Source organism: Chlorobaculum sp. 24CR, from assembly GCF_004118635.1.
Classification (GTDB): domain Bacteria; phylum Bacteroidota; class Chlorobiia; order Chlorobiales; family Chlorobiaceae; genus Chlorobaculum.
The window spans coordinates 1-18663 of the sequence record NZ_SDGU01000038.1 but is presented as its reverse complement, the minus strand read 5'-3'; the positions used below and the strand labels follow the sequence as shown (position 1 = coordinate 18663).

General features: G+C 53.1%; 19 protein-coding genes, 1 tRNA gene and 1 CRISPR repeat array. Of the genes, 13 read left to right on the top strand and 7 right to left on the bottom strand.

The annotated features are described in order from the left end of the window. The first annotated feature begins 9 nt into the window (after positions 1-9). The 3 genes from EST62_RS08560 (at position 10) to EST62_RS08550 (ending at position 2374) form a co-directional block, all read left to right on the top strand. Positions 10-186 (top strand): hypothetical protein, encoded by a 177-nt coding sequence (locus EST62_RS08560; RefSeq protein WP_245153559.1) that lies wholly within the window; start codon positions 10-12, stop codon positions 184-186. Between the two features lie 469 nt (positions 187-655). After that, a complete protein-coding gene (locus EST62_RS08555; RefSeq protein ID WP_167599261.1) occupies positions 656-1708 on the top strand; it encodes an alpha/beta hydrolase in 1053 nt (350 codons plus the stop codon). 60 nt (positions 1709-1768) lie between these two features. Beyond that, positions 1769-2374 (top strand): hypothetical protein, encoded by a 606-nt coding sequence (locus EST62_RS08550; RefSeq protein WP_129051679.1) that lies wholly within the window; start codon positions 1769-1771, stop codon positions 2372-2374. A 575-nt stretch (positions 2375-2949) separates the two neighbouring features. Here the strand turns inward: EST62_RS08550 and EST62_RS08540 are convergent. Next, positions 2950-3026: transfer RNA gene (locus tag EST62_RS08540), tRNA-Val, on the bottom strand. 169 nt (positions 3027-3195) lie between these two features. Here EST62_RS08540 and EST62_RS08535 point away from each other — a divergent pair. Continuing rightward, positions 3196-3429 carry a hypothetical protein gene (locus tag EST62_RS08535; protein WP_129051678.1) on the top strand — a complete coding sequence of 78 codons (234 nt, stop codon included), beginning with the start codon at positions 3196-3198 and terminating at the stop codon, positions 3427-3429. 18 nt (positions 3430-3447) lie between these two features. Here the strand turns inward: EST62_RS08535 and EST62_RS08530 are convergent, their stop codons facing one another. Then, positions 3448-5574, bottom strand: a complete 2127-nt coding sequence (locus tag EST62_RS08530; RefSeq protein WP_129051677.1) for a thioredoxin domain-containing protein — start codon at positions 5572-5574, stop codon at positions 3448-3450. A 293-nt stretch (positions 5575-5867) separates the two neighbouring features. Here EST62_RS08530 and EST62_RS08525 point away from each other — a divergent pair, with 293 nt between their 5' ends. The 4 genes from EST62_RS08525 (at position 5868) to EST62_RS08510 (ending at position 8949) form a co-directional block, all read left to right on the top strand. After that, positions 5868-6722: a bifunctional methionine sulfoxide reductase B/A protein gene (locus EST62_RS08525; protein ID WP_209019427.1), complete on the top strand. Its 855-nt coding sequence runs from the start codon at positions 5868-5870 to the stop codon at positions 6720-6722. A gap of 108 nt (positions 6723-6830) precedes the next feature. Further along, a complete protein-coding gene (locus tag EST62_RS08520) occupies positions 6831-7418 on the top strand; it encodes a DUF134 domain-containing protein (RefSeq protein ID WP_129051676.1) in 588 nt (195 codons plus the stop codon). Next, positions 7415-7783 (top strand): NifB/NifX family molybdenum-iron cluster-binding protein, encoded by a 369-nt coding sequence (locus EST62_RS08515; protein WP_129051675.1) that lies wholly within the window; start codon positions 7415-7417, stop codon positions 7781-7783. The genes EST62_RS08520 and EST62_RS08515 overlap by 4 nt, the downstream gene beginning before the upstream one ends. A gap of 137 nt (positions 7784-7920) precedes the next feature. Next, positions 7921-8949: a zinc-dependent alcohol dehydrogenase family protein gene (locus EST62_RS08510; RefSeq protein ID WP_167599260.1), complete on the top strand. Its 1029-nt coding sequence runs from the start codon at positions 7921-7923 to the stop codon at positions 8947-8949. On the opposite strand, the gene zupT is transcribed toward EST62_RS08510, so the two are convergent. The 5 genes from zupT to EST62_RS08485 all read right to left on the bottom strand — a co-directional run bounded on the left by zupT (position 8942) and on the right by EST62_RS08485 (position 12437). Continuing rightward, positions 8942-9742 (bottom strand): zinc transporter ZupT, encoded by an 801-nt coding sequence (gene zupT, locus EST62_RS08505; RefSeq protein WP_129051674.1) that lies wholly within the window; start codon positions 9740-9742, stop codon positions 8942-8944. The genes EST62_RS08510 and zupT overlap by 8 nt on opposite strands. 148 nt (positions 9743-9890) lie before the next feature. Continuing rightward, positions 9891-10445 (bottom strand): TIGR00730 family Rossman fold protein, encoded by a 555-nt coding sequence (locus tag EST62_RS08500; RefSeq protein WP_129051673.1) that lies wholly within the window; start codon positions 10443-10445, stop codon positions 9891-9893. Then, the gene (locus EST62_RS08495) at positions 10442-11095 is read right to left on the bottom strand and encodes a glycosyltransferase family A protein (RefSeq protein ID WP_129051688.1); all 654 of its coding nucleotides are present in this window, start codon (positions 11093-11095) and stop codon (positions 10442-10444) included. The genes EST62_RS08500 and EST62_RS08495 overlap by 4 nt, the downstream gene beginning before the upstream one ends. An 81-nt stretch (positions 11096-11176) precedes the next feature. Further along, on the bottom strand, positions 11177-12175 hold the full coding sequence (gene chlG, locus EST62_RS08490) for a chlorophyll synthase ChlG (protein WP_129051672.1): 999 nt from the start codon (positions 12173-12175) through the stop codon (positions 11177-11179). 31 nt (positions 12176-12206) lie between these two features. After that, a complete protein-coding gene (locus tag EST62_RS08485; RefSeq protein ID WP_129051671.1) occupies positions 12207-12437 on the bottom strand; it encodes a hypothetical protein in 231 nt (76 codons plus the stop codon). Between the two features lie 138 nt (positions 12438-12575). Further along, positions 12576-13205: direct repeats of the CRISPR family, unit length 35 nt; unit sequence CTTTATAGCTAATTGCACTCGCAGAGGATTGAAAC. Positions 13206-13308: 103 nt separating this feature from the next. Here EST62_RS08485 and csx15 point away from each other — a divergent pair. The 5 genes from csx15 to csm4 all read left to right on the top strand — a co-directional run bounded on the left by csx15 (position 13309) and on the right by csm4 (position 18614). Then, positions 13309-13827 (top strand): CRISPR-associated protein Csx15, encoded by a 519-nt coding sequence (csx15, locus tag EST62_RS08480; protein ID WP_245153558.1) that lies wholly within the window; start codon positions 13309-13311, stop codon positions 13825-13827. A 362-nt stretch (positions 13828-14189) separates the two neighbouring features. Further along, positions 14190-16463 (top strand): type III-A CRISPR-associated protein Cas10/Csm1, encoded by a 2274-nt coding sequence (gene cas10, locus EST62_RS08475; RefSeq protein WP_129051669.1) that lies wholly within the window; start codon positions 14190-14192, stop codon positions 16461-16463. 4 nt (positions 16464-16467) lie between these two features. Next, positions 16468-16932 carry a type III-A CRISPR-associated protein Csm2 gene (gene csm2, locus EST62_RS08470; RefSeq protein ID WP_129051668.1) on the top strand — a complete coding sequence of 155 codons (465 nt, stop codon included), beginning with the start codon at positions 16468-16470 and terminating at the stop codon, positions 16930-16932. 21 nt (positions 16933-16953) lie between these two features. Further along, the gene (gene csm3, locus EST62_RS08465; protein ID WP_129051667.1) at positions 16954-17847 is read left to right on the top strand and encodes a type III-A CRISPR-associated RAMP protein Csm3; all 894 of its coding nucleotides are present in this window, start codon (positions 16954-16956) and stop codon (positions 17845-17847) included. Next, entirely contained in the window at positions 17835-18614 is a 780-nt protein-coding gene (csm4, locus tag EST62_RS08460; RefSeq protein WP_129051666.1) for a type III-A CRISPR-associated RAMP protein Csm4, read from the top strand. Before csm3 ends, csm4 begins: the two co-directional genes overlap by 13 nt. Positions 18615-18663: the final 49 nt, after the last annotated feature.

The window sequence follows — 18663 nt, the reverse complement described above, 5'->3', positions numbered from 1 at the left end:
ACGGCGCTTATGTTAACGCCTTTCGGAATGCCGCTCGTCGCGCACGGCGTCGCCGGACTGCTTGTCGGAACCGTTGGTCTGAACCTGCTCAACGGTGTTATCAACGATGTGAAGGGCGCTGGAGACATCCTGCAAAAAGAGATGAGCAAACCCAGCGACCGCCAGCAGGACGAAGAGCCGGAATGAACCGGTTATTTTCTTTTTTCATAAGTCATTGATTTTAGGCGAGGCTCTTATCTGCTCTTCTCCATCTGGGTTTCCGGCAGCCCGTGCGTTTGCCGGGCGGCGGTTTTTTGCACTCCCGGCGTTCCGCCAGAATATCGACAGAAATCACTTCCCCCCTCATGCCCGGCATCATAAAAGCCGTCTGGTTGCCTGTGAAAAGGCACGATAATCCTCTTTTCATCCCTGTTCCCAACGTTTGCGCCGCCGTTCAGTTACTCTGACACATAGCTGTTTTTATTTGCGTATTTTATCTCGTGTTTCGCCAGAATTTCTTAACTTTCCCGAAGCAGAATCCTGAGTAGTACCCCCTTCGAGCAGTACCTTTTACTGAACCTGTGACCTCCCGGATATGCCTCTTTTCTCTTCGGATCATATCGGTTTTTCATGCGTCAATCGCCTGAAACTGCACTCTTCGCGGATTTCAGTCGTCATGCTTTTTATAACGTTGTTGCTTCTTTCCGGCTGTTCATCGAAGGTTTTTGTCGAAAGCAACGCACGGAGTGAAACCATCGATGAGTTCTATGCAACTGATCGGAATTTCGTTGGCGATTCCGGGACTGGCGAGTTCTATGGCAATGACCGCGATACGCTTTCGGTCGGCATGTTGCGCATCGAACGCTTGCCGGGCCACGCCATTGGCGAACTGAAAGATAAAAGCCTCGCCGGTGGCAAGCGGCACGACTTCGTTCTCCGGGATACAGCGCTGCGCATGAATAAGGAGGCGTTTTTCTCTCATCTCTTTCGGGCGGCGGATGGACTCGATGAAAAGCGTGATATTCTGCTCTACATTCATGGTTTCAACACCACATTCGACGAAGCGGCGCTCACGATGGCGCAGGTGGCGAGCGATCTCGGTTTCAGGGGGGATGCGCTGTTTTACAGTTGGCCATCGACCGGTCAAATACTTGGTTACGTGCGGGATCAGAACAATACCGACTGGTCGCGCAAAAACCTGACCGGGTTTCTCCGGGAGCTTGCAGCCAGAGCGCCGACCAAGAGCATCTGCCTGCTTGCGCACAGCATGGGCAACCGGGAGCTGCTCGGCGCTTTTCTCGATTTGATGCGCGAGCAGCCCGATCTCAAAACAAAGTTCAGGGTTATTATTCTTGCTGCACCGGATGTCGATTCCGGGATTTTTTGTCGCGACATAGCCGGCGTTTTGACCGGCGACGGGACGTTGGTGACGATTTATGTGTCACGGAGAGACAAGGCCATGAAAGCTTCGGAAAAGGTAAACGGCTATGTGCGCGTCGGCGATGTGAATGGAGAGCCGCTGGTCGTTCCGGGCATCGATACGGTCGATGTCACCAATATCGACACCGTGCCGATGGGCCACAGCTACTTCGCCAACTCCCGGCTTGTGCTCTCGGATATCTATTCGATTATCAACGAAGGCGTGAGAGCGGAGTCGCGTTTTTCGCTCAGGCCTGTCGAGTATGAGAGTGGGGGGAAGAGGGTGATGTACTGGATTTTCGAGAGATAGTTGTTTTGTAGTACCGTAGTGCCTGAAATAACATAAACTTAAATATTCAGAGAGGTTAACATGAAAAAACTGTTGTTGATTGTTGTACTGATGTCACTCGTGACCCTTTCAGCTTGTACCTATACCGGCGCAGTACGCACAGGTATAGCACCTATTACAACAGTCGCAAAAACTTATAGAGGCAATGCCTCATTATTGATTGATCCGGCGATTAACACAGCTGAGATTACTACTGGTGTTGGTGCTCATACCGTAAAGGTTAGTGCTGGGAATGCTCTTAATTCTGCTATTGTAGAAGCCGTGAGGTCGGCAATGCCAAAGGCAACGACTGAGGCAAGTCCACAGAGTATTTCAATGTCAGGAATATTGATTAAGGCGAGGCTGCAACATATTTCAGCAAACGCTCCTATTGATCAGGGTTTTTGGTCTTCAAGAACAAATATTACTGCACAGGTTTCGATTGTAATTGAGATGTTAAGGCCAGACGGTTCATTACTTTACCGACAAGTTGTTACCGGAACCGGCCTGGAAAGCCGATCTGTTGGGTCTGTGGATAAAGTTCGCGAAGGTGTTGAAGTAGCCCTTGAGAGAGCCATTCAGCAAGTTTCTGATGGAACAGCAAGTGTTCTGGTAACAGGTATTAATCAGTTGAATAATGACCGATAGCGCTTAATAAAAGTAAATACGTTTTTTTGTTATTCGGAGGTTTATTTTTTGCACTGTTCGTGACTGTTACTAAAGATCGATTTGAGGCTGTTCCGGTACTGACGCTGAAACAGCCTCTTTTTTTCTAAGCGCCAAACTTCGGCATGTTTCTTTTTCGTCATGCGTTTGCAACTTTCATTTGAAAGCTTGATGGGATTGGATGTTGATCTGCATGAGTATTTATTTGCTCGTCTCCGGCATGGTCAAATCAGCTGCCATCACCTCGATCGTCGGCTTTTCGTCGTCAACCAGCAGTGCCCTTGACGTGCCGTCTTTGAGCTGAACTCTCTTTGCTTGCCGTCACCCGGCGCTGAATCCGGACTGGTGAGAGCTAATTTCCTTTGGCGGTGGCTTTTTTCGTTATATTTAAAAATATTGTAGCGTGTCTGGCGCAGCAGTTGAGGGGGGGCAGGTAAGTCTCGAAGAAACTGGATTCTTTTCCGATAGTTGTTGGGACTGGCGTACAGGATTGCGGCGTTCAGAATGACCGGGGAGGAGCTGAGTGTTGAGATCGGGTAAAAAAAGTCGGGGAGGAGTGGTGGACAATGTAGGATTCGAACCTACGACCTCTCGCGTGTGAAGCGAACGCTCTAACCAACTGAGCTAATTGTCCTCGAAAATGGAGAGGTAATGTAGTGCTTTGCGGTCATTTCTGCAAAGGGTTGTGTGATTTTTCGATTCGATCCGGTGCGGTTTTTTCCCGAACGGGAGGCCGCAGTTGCTGGCAGGGGCTGCAAACAGTGGATTTCTCTATTCTAACCTAACAACCAAACCAATCAGATATGGAACAGGAACCTATTCAGGGTAATGTGCTGAAGACTGCCGCGACCGTCGCGGGGGCCGGGGCGTTGTTGTCTCCGGCTGGTCTGCCGATTTTGCAGGGGCTTGCGGGGATCGCCTTCGTTGGCGTTGGCCTGTTTGCCGCCGGTACCGCCGCGATGAAGGTCGGTGAGATGATCTCCGGTGGGTTCGGTCAATCCAAGCCGCCGCAGGAAGACGATTCGCCTTTCCTCTGATTTTCAGCGCGGGCGATTCTATTTGAGGCTGCCCAGCGCGGCATCGAGTGATTCCGGATCACTGATGGCGGGCTGGCAGCTTCCGTCGGCGCAGAGATATGCCGCCGGTTCTCCTTTGTGCGTCCTTCCGATTTGTGCTGCTTCAGGCAGCAACTCTTCACCAGTTTCATCAGCATGGATCACCGTCAGCTCGGGCCGGTTGTGGCGGAAGGCTGTTGCGACGAGCTTCGCCAACGCAGGATTGCCGCGCTTGCCCGCGAAGATGATCTGAACCGGCGGTGCGGTGGCGATTTGCCGGGCGACGAGCAGCAGCGGGAGCGCCGACGGATTCGCGTCGAGCGCCCGGCTGAAGTGGCGTATAGTCCGAAGTGCGATGTCGCGCAGCTCGTCCCGCCCGGTGATGGCGGCGAGCCGCAGATAGTTGAGCGCGTTGACCGAATTGGCCGATGGCTCGGCGTTGTCGTTGTCCTCGATCATGCGTAGCGGCACGCTCTGGTCGTCAGCCGCCGTGCTGTAAAACACGCCCGCATCCTCGTCGAAAAATCGTTCGATCTGCGCTTCGGCCAGCCTGATGGCCGCGCGGAGCCAATCCGCGTCGAACGACGCCGAGTAGAGGTCGAGCAGCCCAAGAATCAGGCAGGCGTAGTCGGCGGCCTTGCCCTCGATGGCCGCTTCACCGTCGCGGTATCGGCGGAGCAGGTGGCCGGATTCGGAGTCGTAGAGCGTGTCGAGAATGAATCGCGCCGAGCGTTCGGCGGCTTCGAGCAGCTTTTGGTCGCCGAGAATGAGCGAGCCTTTGGCCAGCGCGGAGATCATGAGGCCGTTCCATGAGGTCAGAATTTTGTCGTCGAGTCCCGGTCGCGGGCGCTTTTCTCTCGCCTCGAACAGCTTTTTCCGGGCGCTGTCGAGTCGTTGCCTGATCGTCTCAACCGGAATCCCGAATGCTTCGGCAAGCTCGTCGTTCGATTTAGCGCGGAAGGGGATGTTTTTGCCGGTGAACTCGCCGTGCGGATCGAAGGGGGCGTTGCCTTCGCGCCGGATTCCGCAGGCCGCGCCGAAGAGCGCCGCCTCGTCGGCGTTGAGCAATGCGCTGACCTCCGCTTCCGTCCAGAGATAAAATGCCCCTTCGCGTTTTTTGCCGCTTCCGCCGGTGTCGAGGCTGTCGGCATCCTCCGCCGACCAGAACGCGCCTTCGGGCGAGGTCATGTCGCAGAGCACATAGTTGAAGATGTCGCGGGCAGTGTCGGCAAACAGCTCTTCGCCGCTTGCCTGGTACGCTTCGAGGTACGAGGCGGCGAGCTGGGCGTTGTCGTAGAGCATCTTCTCGAAGTGCGGTACGCGCCAGAAGCGGTCGGTCGAGTAGCGGGCGAAGCCGCCGCCGCCGAGTCCCGAAACGCCGAGCTGGTCGTGGATGCCGCCGTCGGCCATTTTGCGCAGCGTCAGGAGCGCCATGTCGAGCGCGTGGCGGTTGCCGGTTGCGGCGGCGTGGCTGAAGAGAAAGGAGAGCACCGCCGGTCGCGGAAATTTCGGCTCCCCGCCAAAGCCGCCCCACTCGGCGTCGAAGCCGCGTTCGAGCGAAGCGAAGCAGGCGCTTGCGTGGCGGTCCGTCACTTCGCCAGCCGCCGCTTCCGGACGGGCGAACCCGGCGAGCTGATCCATGATCGATCCGGCGGAGGCGAGCAGTCGCGGGCGGTCGCGCTCCCACAGATCGGCGAGATGCTTGAGCACCGAGCGGAACGACGGCATACCCCAGCGCTCCGTGTCGGGGAAGTAGCTGCCGCCGAAAAAGGGCTTGAGGTCAGGCGTCATCCACACCGACATCGGCCAGCCGCCCCTGCCGGTGGTCGCCTGCACGAAAATCATATAGAGATGATCGACGTCGGGATGCTCCTCGCGGTCGAGCTTCACCGGCACGAAATGGCGGTTGAGCAGCGCGGCGGTTTCGGGGTTCTCGAACGACTCGTGCTCCATGACGTGGCACCAGTGGCAGGTGGAGTAGCCCGAAGAGAGAAAGATCGGGCGTCCGGTTTCCCGCGCTTTCCGGAACGCCTCCTCGCCCCACGGGTGCCAGTCAACCGGGTTCCAGGCGTGTTGCAAAAGGTAAGGGCTTTTTTCGTTGATGAGCTTGTTTGGCTGCTTTTCCATGACCGGCGGATTTGATTGCGTTCGTTGTTTGAATAACCCACGTCGTCCTGCTCAGCGTTCACGAGCCGGAAACAATATGCGAGCGAAGAGAGTTGAAAAGGATGATTTATGACTTTGAAAAGGGGCTTGGTGGCCCGTCCGCATCGTCCATCATGTCAACTGCATTTTTCTTGAAAACCATGTCGTTCAGAATTGTTTCCATCATTTTAATTTTCTTGCTGGCGAGCTGCGGAGCCAGGACGGTGGATACGACGGCGCCTCGGGCGGGAACGGCTGTACAGAAGGAGGGTTCAATGACCTACAAGGAGCTTACCCCGGAAGAGAAGCGGGTAATGATCGACAAGGGGACTGAAAGGCCGTTCAGTGGCGAGTACTATCTGAACAAGGAGAATGGGGTGTACCAGTGCAAGCAGTGCGGCGCGGCGCTTTTCCGGTCAGACGCCAAGTTCGATTCGGGTACCGGCTGGCCGAGCTTCGATGACGCCATTCCGGGCGCGGTGAGGCAGGAGAGCGACCGCGACGGACTTCGTATCGAGATTCTGTGCGCCAACTGCGGCGGGCACTTGGGGCATGTGTTTTACAATGAAGGATTTACCTCCAAAAATGCCCGCTACTGCGTCAACTCGATTTCGCTCTCCTTCGATCCTGCCGACAAGCCCGCCACGACGACCGAAAAAGCGGTGTTCGCGGGCGGATGCTTCTGGGGCGTGGAGTACCATTTCAAAAAGACGAAGGGGGTGCTTTCGACCACGGTCGGTTACACGGGAGGCAAAACCGCGCATCCGACCTACGAGCAGGTGTGCACCGGACGCACCGGCCACGCCGAAGCGATCGAGGTGGAGTTCGATCCGGCGGTGGTCGGCTACGAGGAGCTGGCGAAGCTCTTTTTCGAGATTCACGATCCGACGGAGGTTGACCGGCAAGGCCCCGATATTGGCGAGCAGTACCGTTCGGCAGTATTCCACCAGAACGAGGAGCAGAAGAAAATAGCCGAGGCCTTGATCCAGCAGCTCAAAAGCCGAGGATACGATGTGGCGACTACCGTCGAGAAGGGCGGCGAGTTCTGGCCAGCCGAGCTGTACCATCAGGATTACTACGAAAAAACAGGCCATCGGCCATACTGCCATATTTATCAGAAGCGATTTTAAGGTGAGTAGGGGCGGCTCTTGTGGCCGTCCTGTTTTTTTTGTGGGCTTGACATCCCGCTTTTTTTTGTTAGTTTATTGGCATATGCTAATAATTGTTGACTGAAAAAAATGCCCAGACCGCAGAAATGCAGGGCCATCGCCCAGGATCCGGAGCATCGAGTTTTCGGGCCGTTTTGCGCCGGAAAACGCGAGGATGAGCCGTTGGTAATGAGCATCGACGAGTTCGAGGCGATTCGCCTGGCCGATGTGGAGGGGCTGTATCAGGAGGAGGCTGCCGGGCAGATGCAGGTTTCGCGCCAGACCTTCGGCAACATCCTCGCTTCGGCGCGGAAAAAGCTGGGTGAGATGCTTGTGCTTGGCAGAATGGTAAACGTAAAAGGAGGAAATATCATGGTTTTACAAGAACAGAGAGCGTTTGGATGCGCCGCCTGCGGCCACCAGTGGTCGCTGCCATTTGGCATCGCGCGACCGGCGGAGTGCCCGACGTGTTCGAGTCAGAACATCCACCGCATGTCGCCCGGCGGCGGCTTTGGCGGCGGACGGCGTGGCGGCGGAAAGTGCCGGGGGTACCGCACCGGGCTTGAGCAGCGCGCTGGCAATGGCGAGGGGCGCTGCCAGGGCAACGGTCAAGGCAACGGTCAAGGCAACGGGATGGGGCGGATGCGTGGCCATCGCGAAGATGGAGGTGCAGCATGAAAATCATCATTCCACTCGACGAGTACAGCGGCCCGGATTCGCAAGTGTGCGACCATTTCGGCAGCGCACCATTTTTCGCGACTGTCGATATGGCCGCGGGCGAGGTCAGTATTATTGACAACCAGAATGCGCACCACGACCACGGGCAGTGCACCCCGGCGGACAACTTTGCGGGGCTGGGCGCAAGCGCCATCGTGGTCAAGGGCATCGGCGCCAGGGCGGCGGCAAAAATGCAGAGCCTCGGCATGGAGGTGTACATGGCCGGACCGGCCCGGACGCTGGTCGATGTGATCGAAGGCTTCGGCAGCGGTATTCTCAACAAACTCGACGCCCAAGACGCCTGCCAGGGGCACGGATGCCACTGAAGAGAATTATGAATTATGAATGTTGAATGATGAATTGAAGAATTGAAGAGTTGGGTCGGGCGGGGAATTTTCCGTTCTCCGTCCAGTTCGTCCATCAAGTCCACAACGTCCACTTTTCCCCTAAAAAAGGAGAAGCCATGTACGCTATGCTGCTGGAGCGGGTTGTTGATCTTTCTGTAGAAACGCAGCCGCTGGTTTGGCGGGAGTTGGCTGTGCCGGAGCCGGGGGCGGGGGAGATTTTGTTGCGGGTCGGCGCTTGCGGCGTCTGCCACACGGAGCTTGACGAAATCGAGGGGCGTACGCCGCCGCCGCGATTTCCGGTGATTCCGGGCCATCAGGTCGTCGGGCGGGTCGTGGCCTGCGGCGATGGCGTCGCGGGCATCGAAGTCGGCAGTCGGCGCGGCGTGGCGTGGATCTACTCCGCCTGCGGCCACTGCGACCTTTGCCTTTCCGGCCACGAGAATCTCTGCCCGGAGTTCCGCGCGACGGGCCGCGATGCCGACGGCGGCTACGCGGAGTACATGGCGGCTCCGGCGGCCTTCACCTATCCCATTCCCGATTGCTTCACCGACGCCGACGCCGCGCCGCTCCTCTGCGGAGGCGCGATCGGCTACCGCTCGCTCATGCTCACGGGCCTCCGTGACGGCCAGACTCTTGGCCTGACCGGATTCGGCGCGTCGGGCCATCAGGTGCTCAAACTTGCTCGCCATCTCTATCCCGCCTCGCCGGTCTTCGTCTTCGCCCGAAGCGAAAAAGACCGCGACTTCGCCCGCTCGCTCGGCGCTGACTGGGCTGGCGACACCACCGCCAATCCTCCGGAGCCTTGCGCGTCGATCATCGACACGACGCCCGCCTGGCTCCCGGTGCTCGCCGCTCTCGAACGGCTGCGGCCCGGCGGACGGCTCGTTATCAACGCCATCCGCAAGGAGCCGCGCGACCGCGAGTTGCTGGCCGGAATTTCCTACGAACGGCACCTCTGGATGGAGAAGGAGATCAAAAGCGTGGCCAACATCACGCGGGCCGACGTATCGGCGTTTCTCGACATCGCCGCCAAAATGGGGCTGAAGCCCGAATCGCAATCCTTCCCGCTCGAAGAGGCAAACCGTGTGCTCCTCGACCTGCGCCACGGACGGGCGAGAGGCGCGGCGGTGCTGATTCCTACGTGAGCAGGAGCAGGCTTGCCGCCATGATCGCCATGCCGAGAATCAGACCGGCGATGCCGACGTGGTGCTCGCCGTTCTGCTGCGCGGCCGGCAACAGTTCGTCGAGCGAAATATAGACCATGATGCCCGCCACGCCGCCCAGCACAATGCCGAAAACGTAGGGGCTGAGGAAGGGTTTCAGCAGCGCGTAGCCGATGATGGCGCCCAGCGGTTCGGCCAGCCCCGACAGGAACGAGTAGCCGAAGGCGCGCGCCCGGCTGCGAGTCGCGAAATAGATCGGCACCGCGACAGCCATCCCTTCGGGAATGTTGTGCAGGGCCACGGTTGCCGCGATCGCGATGCCGAGGTTCTGGTTGGAGAGGGCGCTGAAAAAGACCGCGAGACCTTCCGGGAAGTTGTGAATGGCGATGGCTCCGGCGGTCATCAGGCCCATGCGGTGCAGCCGCGCGTCACCCGCCGCGCCGGTTTCGATGCCGCCGATCATGTTCATTTCGTGCGGGTTTTCGAAGTCTGGCACGAGCCGGTCGATCAGCCAGATGAAAATGACGCCCCCGAAGAACGCCAGCGTCGAGTAGAGCGCGCCGTGAGATTCCTGCGCGAGTCCGTCAAGCATCTGGCGGGATTGCGGCATGATCTCCATGAACGAAACGTAAAGCATCACCCCGGCGGAAAATCCCAGCGAAAAGGTGAGGAACCGGCGGTTGGTGTGTTTGACCATGATGGCCAAGGCGCTGCCGATGCCGGTCGAAAGCCCGGCGAGCAGCGTCAGCAGAAGCGCGGGGTAGTAGTTGCTCATGCGGCGAGTATCAGGATTTCGTTCCGTTGCGTTGTGCAGACGAAAATCTTGCTCATGGACATCTCTTTTTCTTGATGGTGCTTACAGCAACCATGCAAGACGGGTCGGCGTTCCGGCCTCTCTTTTTTTTGTATCCCCTCAAATCGTCTCAGCCGTTGGCGTTGTGGCTGTCGATGAGGGCGAGCGTCTCTTCGGCGGAGTTGCAGATGTCGTAGAATGAACGGTAGCTCTCGCCGACCATCTTCTCCGTGGCGATTCGCTCGAAGAAGTGCAGGAGCTGATCCCAGAAGCCATCGGTGTTCAGCAGAATGATCGGCTTCTGGTGGTGGCCGAGGTGCTTCCAGGTGAGAATCTCCAGGAACTCGTCGAGGGTGCCGAAGCCGCCCGGAAGGATCACGAAGGCGTCGGCCCAGCCGGTGAGCAGCATTTTGCGCTCGTGCATCGTTTCGACCACGCGCAGCTCGGTCAGCCCGTAGTGCGCCACCTCGCGCTCTTCGAGAAAGCGCGGAATGACGCCCCGAACCTGACCGCCGCAGCGCATGACGGCGTCGGCGGCGCACCCCATCAGCCCGACGTGCCCGCCGCCAAAGACCATGCCGATCCTGCGTTCGGCAAGCCCTTGGCCCAGCGCCTCAGCTTCGTTGAAATAGGCGTCTGGCGCGCGGTTGCTTGAGCTGCAATAGACGGTGACTGAGCGGATCATGGCTTGGCTGGTTTACAGGTTCTGGTGATGCTGCCGGGCGAGCGGCGGTAGAGGTAGCTCTCCGGCTGGTCGATTTTCAGGACGCGGAATTGCCCGGATGCGCGTTCCCAGAGGTCGGTGTCCTCGGCGTAGTCGAGCGCCCGGAATCCGCCGATGTCGAGGAACAGCTCGCGCCGCCCGAACATCGTCGCGCCCGCGATGCACTCCCTCACGTGAATCCACTGCTCCGGATCGTCGCGATCCCGCACCCACGGGTCGCCCTCGATGGCGAATCCGCCGCAAATGAGCCGTAGCTCCGGCGTCGCCTCCATCATCCGGAAGCGCGATTCGAGGTGCCCTGGCAGGTAGAGGTCGTCGCTGTCCAGAAAGGTGACGTAGCGCCCGAAGGAGGCCTGGATGCCCGCGTTGCGCGACAGGGCGGCCTTGCGGTTCCGGTGCTTCATGTAGCGGATGTTCTGGTGCTGGCGAAGGAACGCATCGACAATCGCAAATGTCTCGTCCGAACTGCCATCATCGACGACGATCAGCTCCCACTCCGCGAAGCTCTGAGCGACGACGCTCTCGATTGCGGGCGCGAGCAGCGGGGCGCGGTCGAAGGTCGGCAGGATGACCGAAATGGCGGGGCGGATGTCGAAGCGCGGTGCGTTCATGCTCGTCGTCACGTGTGTTTCAAGGCTCACCGACAAGCTGCACGAAAATCTCCCGCGAGCGAGGGCGGTTGTCGTTGCAGGTCACGGCTCGATCGATTTGATGGCGAAGGCGCACACCAGCATTCCGGCGACCAGGAAGTTCTGCGCGATGGCGTTGTAGCGTACGTCCCACGTTCGCGGCGAGCGCACGAGGCTGAATTGCAGCAGGAACTGCGGCACGACGAGCGCCGCCGTCACCCATCCGTACACCGCTTCGCCGATCATGAACATGTAGCCTGCCGCCATGAGCTGGCCGAGGTCGATCATCACCGCCGCGATGAGCGCCGCCTTGCGTTCGCCGAAGACCGCCGGAAGGGTGTGGATGCCCACCTGCCGGTCGCCCTCGATGGACTTGAAGTCGTTGATGGTCATGGTGCCGGTGCTCGCGATGGTGTAGAGCGCGGCCACGATGAGCGACGGCGTGATGGCGCGGAGCGAGAAGTCGGGCCGGTAGGCGATTTCGCCCGCCACCCACGGAATGATGAGGTACGAAACCGCGACGATGATATTGCCCGCCCAGAGGCGTTTTTTGAGCTTGATCGGGTTGGCGCTGTAGAGGTGCGCGTTGATGATGCCGATGACGACGTAGAGCGCGATGAGCGGATGCACCAGCCAGCCGACGATGACCGAGAGCACCGACCAGAGAGCGATGAGCATGGTGGCGCTACGGAGTGAAATCGCGCCGCCGGGAATCGGGCGGTTGGGTTCGTTGATTTCGTCGAGGTCGCGGTCGAAGTAGTCGTTGAGCATCTGGCAGGTGCCGGTGGCCAGCGGCCCGGTGAGCAGCACGGCAAGCCAGAACTTCGTTTCGCCGACCTCCCGCCAGCCGAAAGCGCCGCTCGCCACCGCGCCGCAGATGAAGCTCCAGACCACCGGAATCCAGGTGACCGGCTTGAGGAAGCGCACGAACAGACGGAGGCTGGAGAGTGGTTCGGAGGAACGGTTCTGCGGAGGAACCATCTTGCGAACGTTCAGCGCGCCCTTTTCGCCGTTAGCAGCTTTGCCCGATACCTGACGCTCTTGAGATTCCGCTCCGGCCACGCTTGTTTGTACTAAATGGTGATGAAAAGAGTTACGGCGTCAAAAATAACACCATAAAACGAAACAACAGCACACTTGCCCGCAAAAAATCAGCGCGACGTGATCGCCGGAACCTGCACGGAGTACCGTCCGTACCGGTTAAAATGGTAAAACCGCAGCTCAGATTTTCGGATGGTGAAAAATGCCGGAAAAAGGCATTAACTGCTTTTGGAATAATGGGTAATGGGAAAAAGTCGGAATCATTGAGCTGCGGTGCTTGCATAAGTCATTGAAATTGCATAACCTACAGAGGCAGTTCAGTAGTACAATCAGACCATTGTCCCTTGGCATCGCTGATTTTTCCTCGAGCCTTCGATTTCGCTCCCGCAGCTCTTGCCAGTCAAGCGTTTCCGGGGGTACTCTTTATAGCTTATTGCACTCGCAGAGGATTGAAACTTTGTTCCATTTTTCTACCCCGGAGAGCAAGATTGAACTTTATAGCTTATTGCACTCGCAGAGGATTGAAACTTTAGAAACCTAGCGTAAAAAAATTGGACCAGTGCAGAACTTTATAGCTAATTGCACTCGCAGAGGATTGAAACTAAAGGACTCAGACCTAATTCTTTTTTATCTTTTGTGTCTTTATAGCTAATTGCACTCGCAGAGGATTGAAACTTTCTTGAATGGCTTCGCGCTCTCAAAGGCCGCTACCGCTTCTTTATAGCTAATTGCACTCGCAGAGGATTGAAACCGCCGTACTCGCAAGATTTAAACCAATCATCCGGACTTTATAGCTAATTGCACTCGCAGAGGATTGAAACTCGCTAAATCGACCGCAATCGTGCCGTTTGGCCCAACCTTTATAGCTAATTGCACTCGCAGAGGATTGAAACTTTTTTTCGACGATCTGGTGCGTCCCGCGGAGATATCCGCGAATCTTTATAGCTAATTGCACTCGCAGAGGATTGAAACTTGAAGTCTCGAGTGTGCATCATTGCCCATGGAGTTGTCATAGCTTTATAGCTAATTGCACTCGCAGAGGATGTTTTTTAACAGTACGGTTGTTTTTCTGATTACAATTTTGACGAAAAATTGCTATGCCTGAATTGCTGACACAGAATAACCTGATGTTTCTGTTTGCGTTTACAGCAGGAATGGTTTCTATTATTCAGCTTCTTGAATACCTGGTTACAAAGAATATTCCGTGGCTATGGCGGATTGTTCGGCAGCTCTGGAGAAAAATCAGGCGGAGTATAGGCAAAAAAGCGGATGACGGTTATGTTCAGCGCCATATTCTCAACTTTTCAGGCCATCCTGTCTCGCCGGGCCAGCAGCAGGCAATCGAAAAGCACATGCACTGGGCCTCTTCCAGCGTGGTGGATGTGCGATTGGGGAATGTGCCCGAAGACAACAACTTTGCAGCCGCAATCACCAAAGCCATCGAACGCGCCGGACTCTCGCACGAGGAGTGGCAAACGATTCCATGCGTGGCAGTGCCCGCCGGTTATCCGGCAGTCTGGTCGGTCATCCTCGCCGAGCTGCACGGACGTCTCGGCCACTTCCCCGACGTCGCCCGCCTCCGCCCAACCCAGCCAGGCGCAAGTGAAAAGTACGAAGTGGCGGAAATCCTCAACCTCCGCGAACTCCGGCACGCCTCCCGCAGCAAGCGCTAAAATTCCCAAAATTCCCCCCGATAAATCAGTTATTTTCTGAAAATACTTGGATTCAACGGAGAAGATACGTAACGTAAATACGCAACGATGTCCATGATGCAGACCCGTTTGTAAGCCACAGAATTCCATATCCAAGCCCACGCCTCGGAGCCTCGTTCCATTGAGCCATCAGCTTGATGCGACCCACGTTCTTGTTGTTCGGCAGTTCAGTTGTTTCGGAAGAACCAAAACTCAGAACCCATGCCCGCTCAGCAGTACCGCTTTTTACTCGTGCCCTTCCTCAGGGAGCATTCTTTACCCAAGGTGATTTCTCATTACTACTGCATTACTATGCGGTTTAACATGAATTGAAATCACCGCTCATGGCTCTTTCAGGTCAAGATATCATCGAGTTCGGAATTACTCTTTTGCGGGAGCACCGCTGGAATGTTTCTGCAGATGTTGCTGAAGCATTCAGGCTTGCTGGCGTTCAGCAAAGCGAGTTGACGCTTGCCGCGCTGAAATCACCTTTCGGCGGCGACAAGTATTTCAAGCCTGCTCAACTATCAGCAACAGCAATGAACTATCCTGATAGTGAAGCACCCCCTGATTTTTCGTGCGTTGAACCAGGTGAAGATGAGCATGGGTTAACCGCGCTCGAAAAGTACGGATCGTTTGTGGCGACCAATGCAAACGAGAGTGTTCCTGTTTGTTATCTGTTCAAAACGGCTGCCGCCATACAGGATTGTTTGCTCGCTGACGGCGACAGTGAAAATCCGTTCCTGCTCGTCAGCGCCGATTTTTCCGGCATTCAGGATACGGTATATACCATATCCTCAAAAGGAGCGCTCAAGACCCTGCGAGCGCGCTCGTTTATGCTGGAGCTGCTCACCGAGCACATTATATCCGAGATTTTGAACGCCTGTCACGCGAAGCGTCAAGCCATTATCTACTCCGGCGGCGGTGGATTCAGTTTGCTTCTGCCGAACAGAGCTGGCGTTGTCACGGCAATCGAGGGTTATCGTGAAGTGCTGAACCGATGGGCATTACAGGAGTTTTCAGGAAAGTTTTTCATCGCATTGGATGCAACGCCGTGCAATGCAGCATCGCTTGAGAGTGAGGCAGATTTTACAGCACTACGGCAATGCCAGTCAGAGAGCTTAGACAAGCTCAAACGCCAGAAGTTCCTGAAGCAGCTCGACGAGCTGTTCACCCCAACAATGCCAAAACAGTTGACCGACCGAACCGAATGCCAGATCACCAGAAGGGATGATTTGCCACCTGAGCAAATGCGTGATCGGGAAACCAGAAAATTGATGAGTTTTGTACCTGTTGAGCAACGAGATGACGACCGCTATACTTGGCTTTCCGAGAGTTGTTTCCATCAGTTCAGGTTGGGCGACAAGCTCATTGATGCAAAGAACGTATATCGGTATGAAGAAAAACCTGATAAAGATGGGTATCTGACGTTTAAAGGTATAAGCGATCAGGATGTTTACTACAGCATAGATGAAATTGAGCAAAAAGATGGGTTGGCTTGGCAGATCAATTCATGGGAAACCACCAGCCCGACCGTGCTTTATGCAAAGTATGTCCGCAAACATGGTGAGCTTTCGGATTTCGCAAAAGAGGCCGAAAGAGAATCCATTGAATCCGTTGAGGGTCGAACGCCAAAAAATGAAGATACAGCCACTTTTGAAGGGCTGGCTTCAAGTTCATGCGGAGCCGATCTCATCGGCGCGTTGCGGATGGATGTCGATGACATGGGCAAAAAGTTCAAAGCTATCGGCTCACTACCTGAGCTATCGGTAAAGTCGCGGATGTTGAACCTGTTTTTCAAGGTTTATCTGAACGAGATATGCGCGGGAAATTTGGGCAAAGAAGAAAAACCGACGGATATTGTTGGTAAAAATTATCAGGAAAAGAATCCTGATGGAACAAACAAAGGCCGAAATGTATCCGTGGTTTACGCCGGAGGCGATGACCTCTTTATACTCGGAGCCTGGGACGAAACCGCAGAAATCGCCTTCGACATTCAACGCTGCTTTGCCCGTTTCACCGGAGGTTCATTCAACAGCGAGAAAAAAGGATGCGGAATATCAGGTGGCCTAACCCTGCACCAGCCAAAGTTCCCCCTCTACCAAATGGCCCAAAAATCCGGTGAAGCGGAGCACGTAGCGAAGAATGAAACAGGTCAAAAGAATAAAGACGGACTAAAAAACAGAATCGCTTTGTTTTATGCTGAAAATCTCATGGAGATTGAACGTGAAGGCAAGATGGAACGAGTAAATAAAGACGATGACCTTTTAATGCTGTCAATAGATTGGGGTCAATTTACGGAATTAATAAGAATTGTAAGTTATTTTGCCATCTACAGAGACGCTGAGGAAAAAAGGTTTGTTTTAAAATATCTCTCAAATAGCTTTACATATAGCTTGCTTGATACCACGTACGAGTGGCATGAAAGGCAGCATTTATCTTTACCGCATGTTTTATGGTTGTTAAGAAAACATGAGAAAGAGTTACAAAGTAAAGATTTTGAAAATGAAGATGGTCTTTCATATTTCAAACGCAAGATTATTGGAAGGTTTAGTGATGTATTTCCAATTCTTCATCTTCCTTTAACCTGGATTGAACTTTTAAAACGTAGAGGGTAAGTTTATGGCTCTTTATAACAATATCGAAGAACTTCTTGATGGTTCAGGAGAAGCCTGGGTAAATGCTGTAAATGAAATGAAAAACCAATCGTCAAAAAAATTGGTTGCTAATATAATAGAACCGCGATTAGTTTCTTTGCCAGCTGATAAAATAGTTCAGTATGGACTTGTTATTGGATATAAATGTAAAGAGTCAAAGCTAAAATACAGCCAATTGAGGCGGTATGTTGACGAAATAAAAACAATTGAACAGTCATTAGATAAAATAAATAAAATAAAGTTTTTTAGAATACCGCTTTTACACGGTTACAGTAGGCAAAAAGAACAACTTGAGCCATTTTATCAATTTGTCGATGGTATAATAAAATCAAATAAAATACAAGAAGAAAATGACTTTAAAGCTTTTGTGAACCTGATAGATTCCATCACTGCTCATTTTGAAGCGTTTAGAGAAGATAATAATGATTAATAATTATATATAAAAATTGCTATGCAAATACCAAGGGATTCACAAAACCGCCAAGAACTAAAAATTATTTTTCTTGGAATTGCATCGATCTCAGGGAAGTTAAGATGCGAGACCGGTTTACATATCGGTGCCGGAAATGATGAACTCAAAATCGGTGGTATTGATAGGTACGTGATTAAAACGGCGGACAATAAGCCCTATATACCAGGCAGCTCTTTTAAAGGGAAAGGCCGTAGTTTATTTGAAAAGTGGCAAGGATTGTCTTCAAATCGCAGAGGTGCTGATAAAATATATCGCTACGAAGCTGATGATATTGATACTGCATTATCATGTGAGCTTTCACGTTTATTTGGTTCTACATCAAATGATGGAAATAAATTAAATTTTCCAGCTCGTTTAATTGTACGTGATCTTTTACCAGAAAAAACCACACTTGAAAAGAAATCAGAAAATACGATTGACAGGCTTTCTGCTCATGCCAATCCACGAACAAATGAGCGAGTTTCTGATGGATCGGTATTCAAACTTTATTTGGATTACAACCTTGAAGTGATTTCAGATGATTACGGAAATATTTATCTTGGAGCAAAAAATAATGGTGATCCTCAAAAGAGTGGAATCGATGGTTACATTGCTGACACAATAGACGACTTAAAGAATATTTTTAATGTATTATTGCTATTGCAGCATAGTTATCTTGGCGGGAACGGCTCCCGTGGCTATGGTCGTGTTTCTTTTACAGATCTCACTTTAGAAATTAAAACCATTTCTGAATTACTGTCAATAGAAAATACAGCGAAGCCGATAATCTTTGAAAGCACAAAGCCAAAAGAAATTAGACAAGAAATTGAAAGTAAAAAGGTTGAAATAAAAGAATACATTAGCTCTTACTACACAAAGGTATGCAGCAGATGACGTATTACATAGTAAGATTAAAGTTTACCTCTCCGGTTCGATTCGGTGCAGATAATTCGGGGATTGGTATAGAAAATGCCGAATCATTTGTGCACTCTGATACTCTTTTTAGCGCACTGTGCAATGCTTGGGCTAAGTATGGAATTCTTTCAAATAAAGAGTTTGCAGAATGTGGCGAGAAAATAATAATAAGTTCCGCTTCCTATTTTGTATATAACATTGGTGCAACTTATTTTATGCCAAAGCCGCTGGTATCTTCTGCTTGGATTGCTGGATTGACGGGTAGAAAAAAAGAGCGATTGGAGAAGGTTATAAAAAAGGCAAACTTTATTACAAGTGATATGTATAAACATTGGCTTGATCCAAAACCACCGAGCCATGTGTTTCCAGATAATTCAACCAGACTTGCTGAAAAACTTGATTATAGATCAATAACTCGAAATAGTATTGTTGCAAAGCACGCACAGGATAGACTTACTGGTGCAAGTAATTTGTTTTATGAGAGCCATTATGAATTCAAAAGCGCTCCTACTTGTGGATTGTATTTTTTCGTTGGTCTAAAAGATGAGTCGTTCAAAGAGAAATTTGATCATGGCATAAAAGCATTAAGTCAAATAGGAGTTGGTGGGGAAAGAAGTTTCGGTTTCGGTAGATTTGAAGTTGGTAATGGAAATGGTGTTTTGTGCGACATAGAGACTGATGGTTCAAATCTTGGGTTTCTTTTTGAATCTCTATGGGATATATTCCCCGAAGCTCTGCTTCGTTAAAGATAAAAGTGTAATAATTGAGCACATATATTCATAAAAGTCATAATGT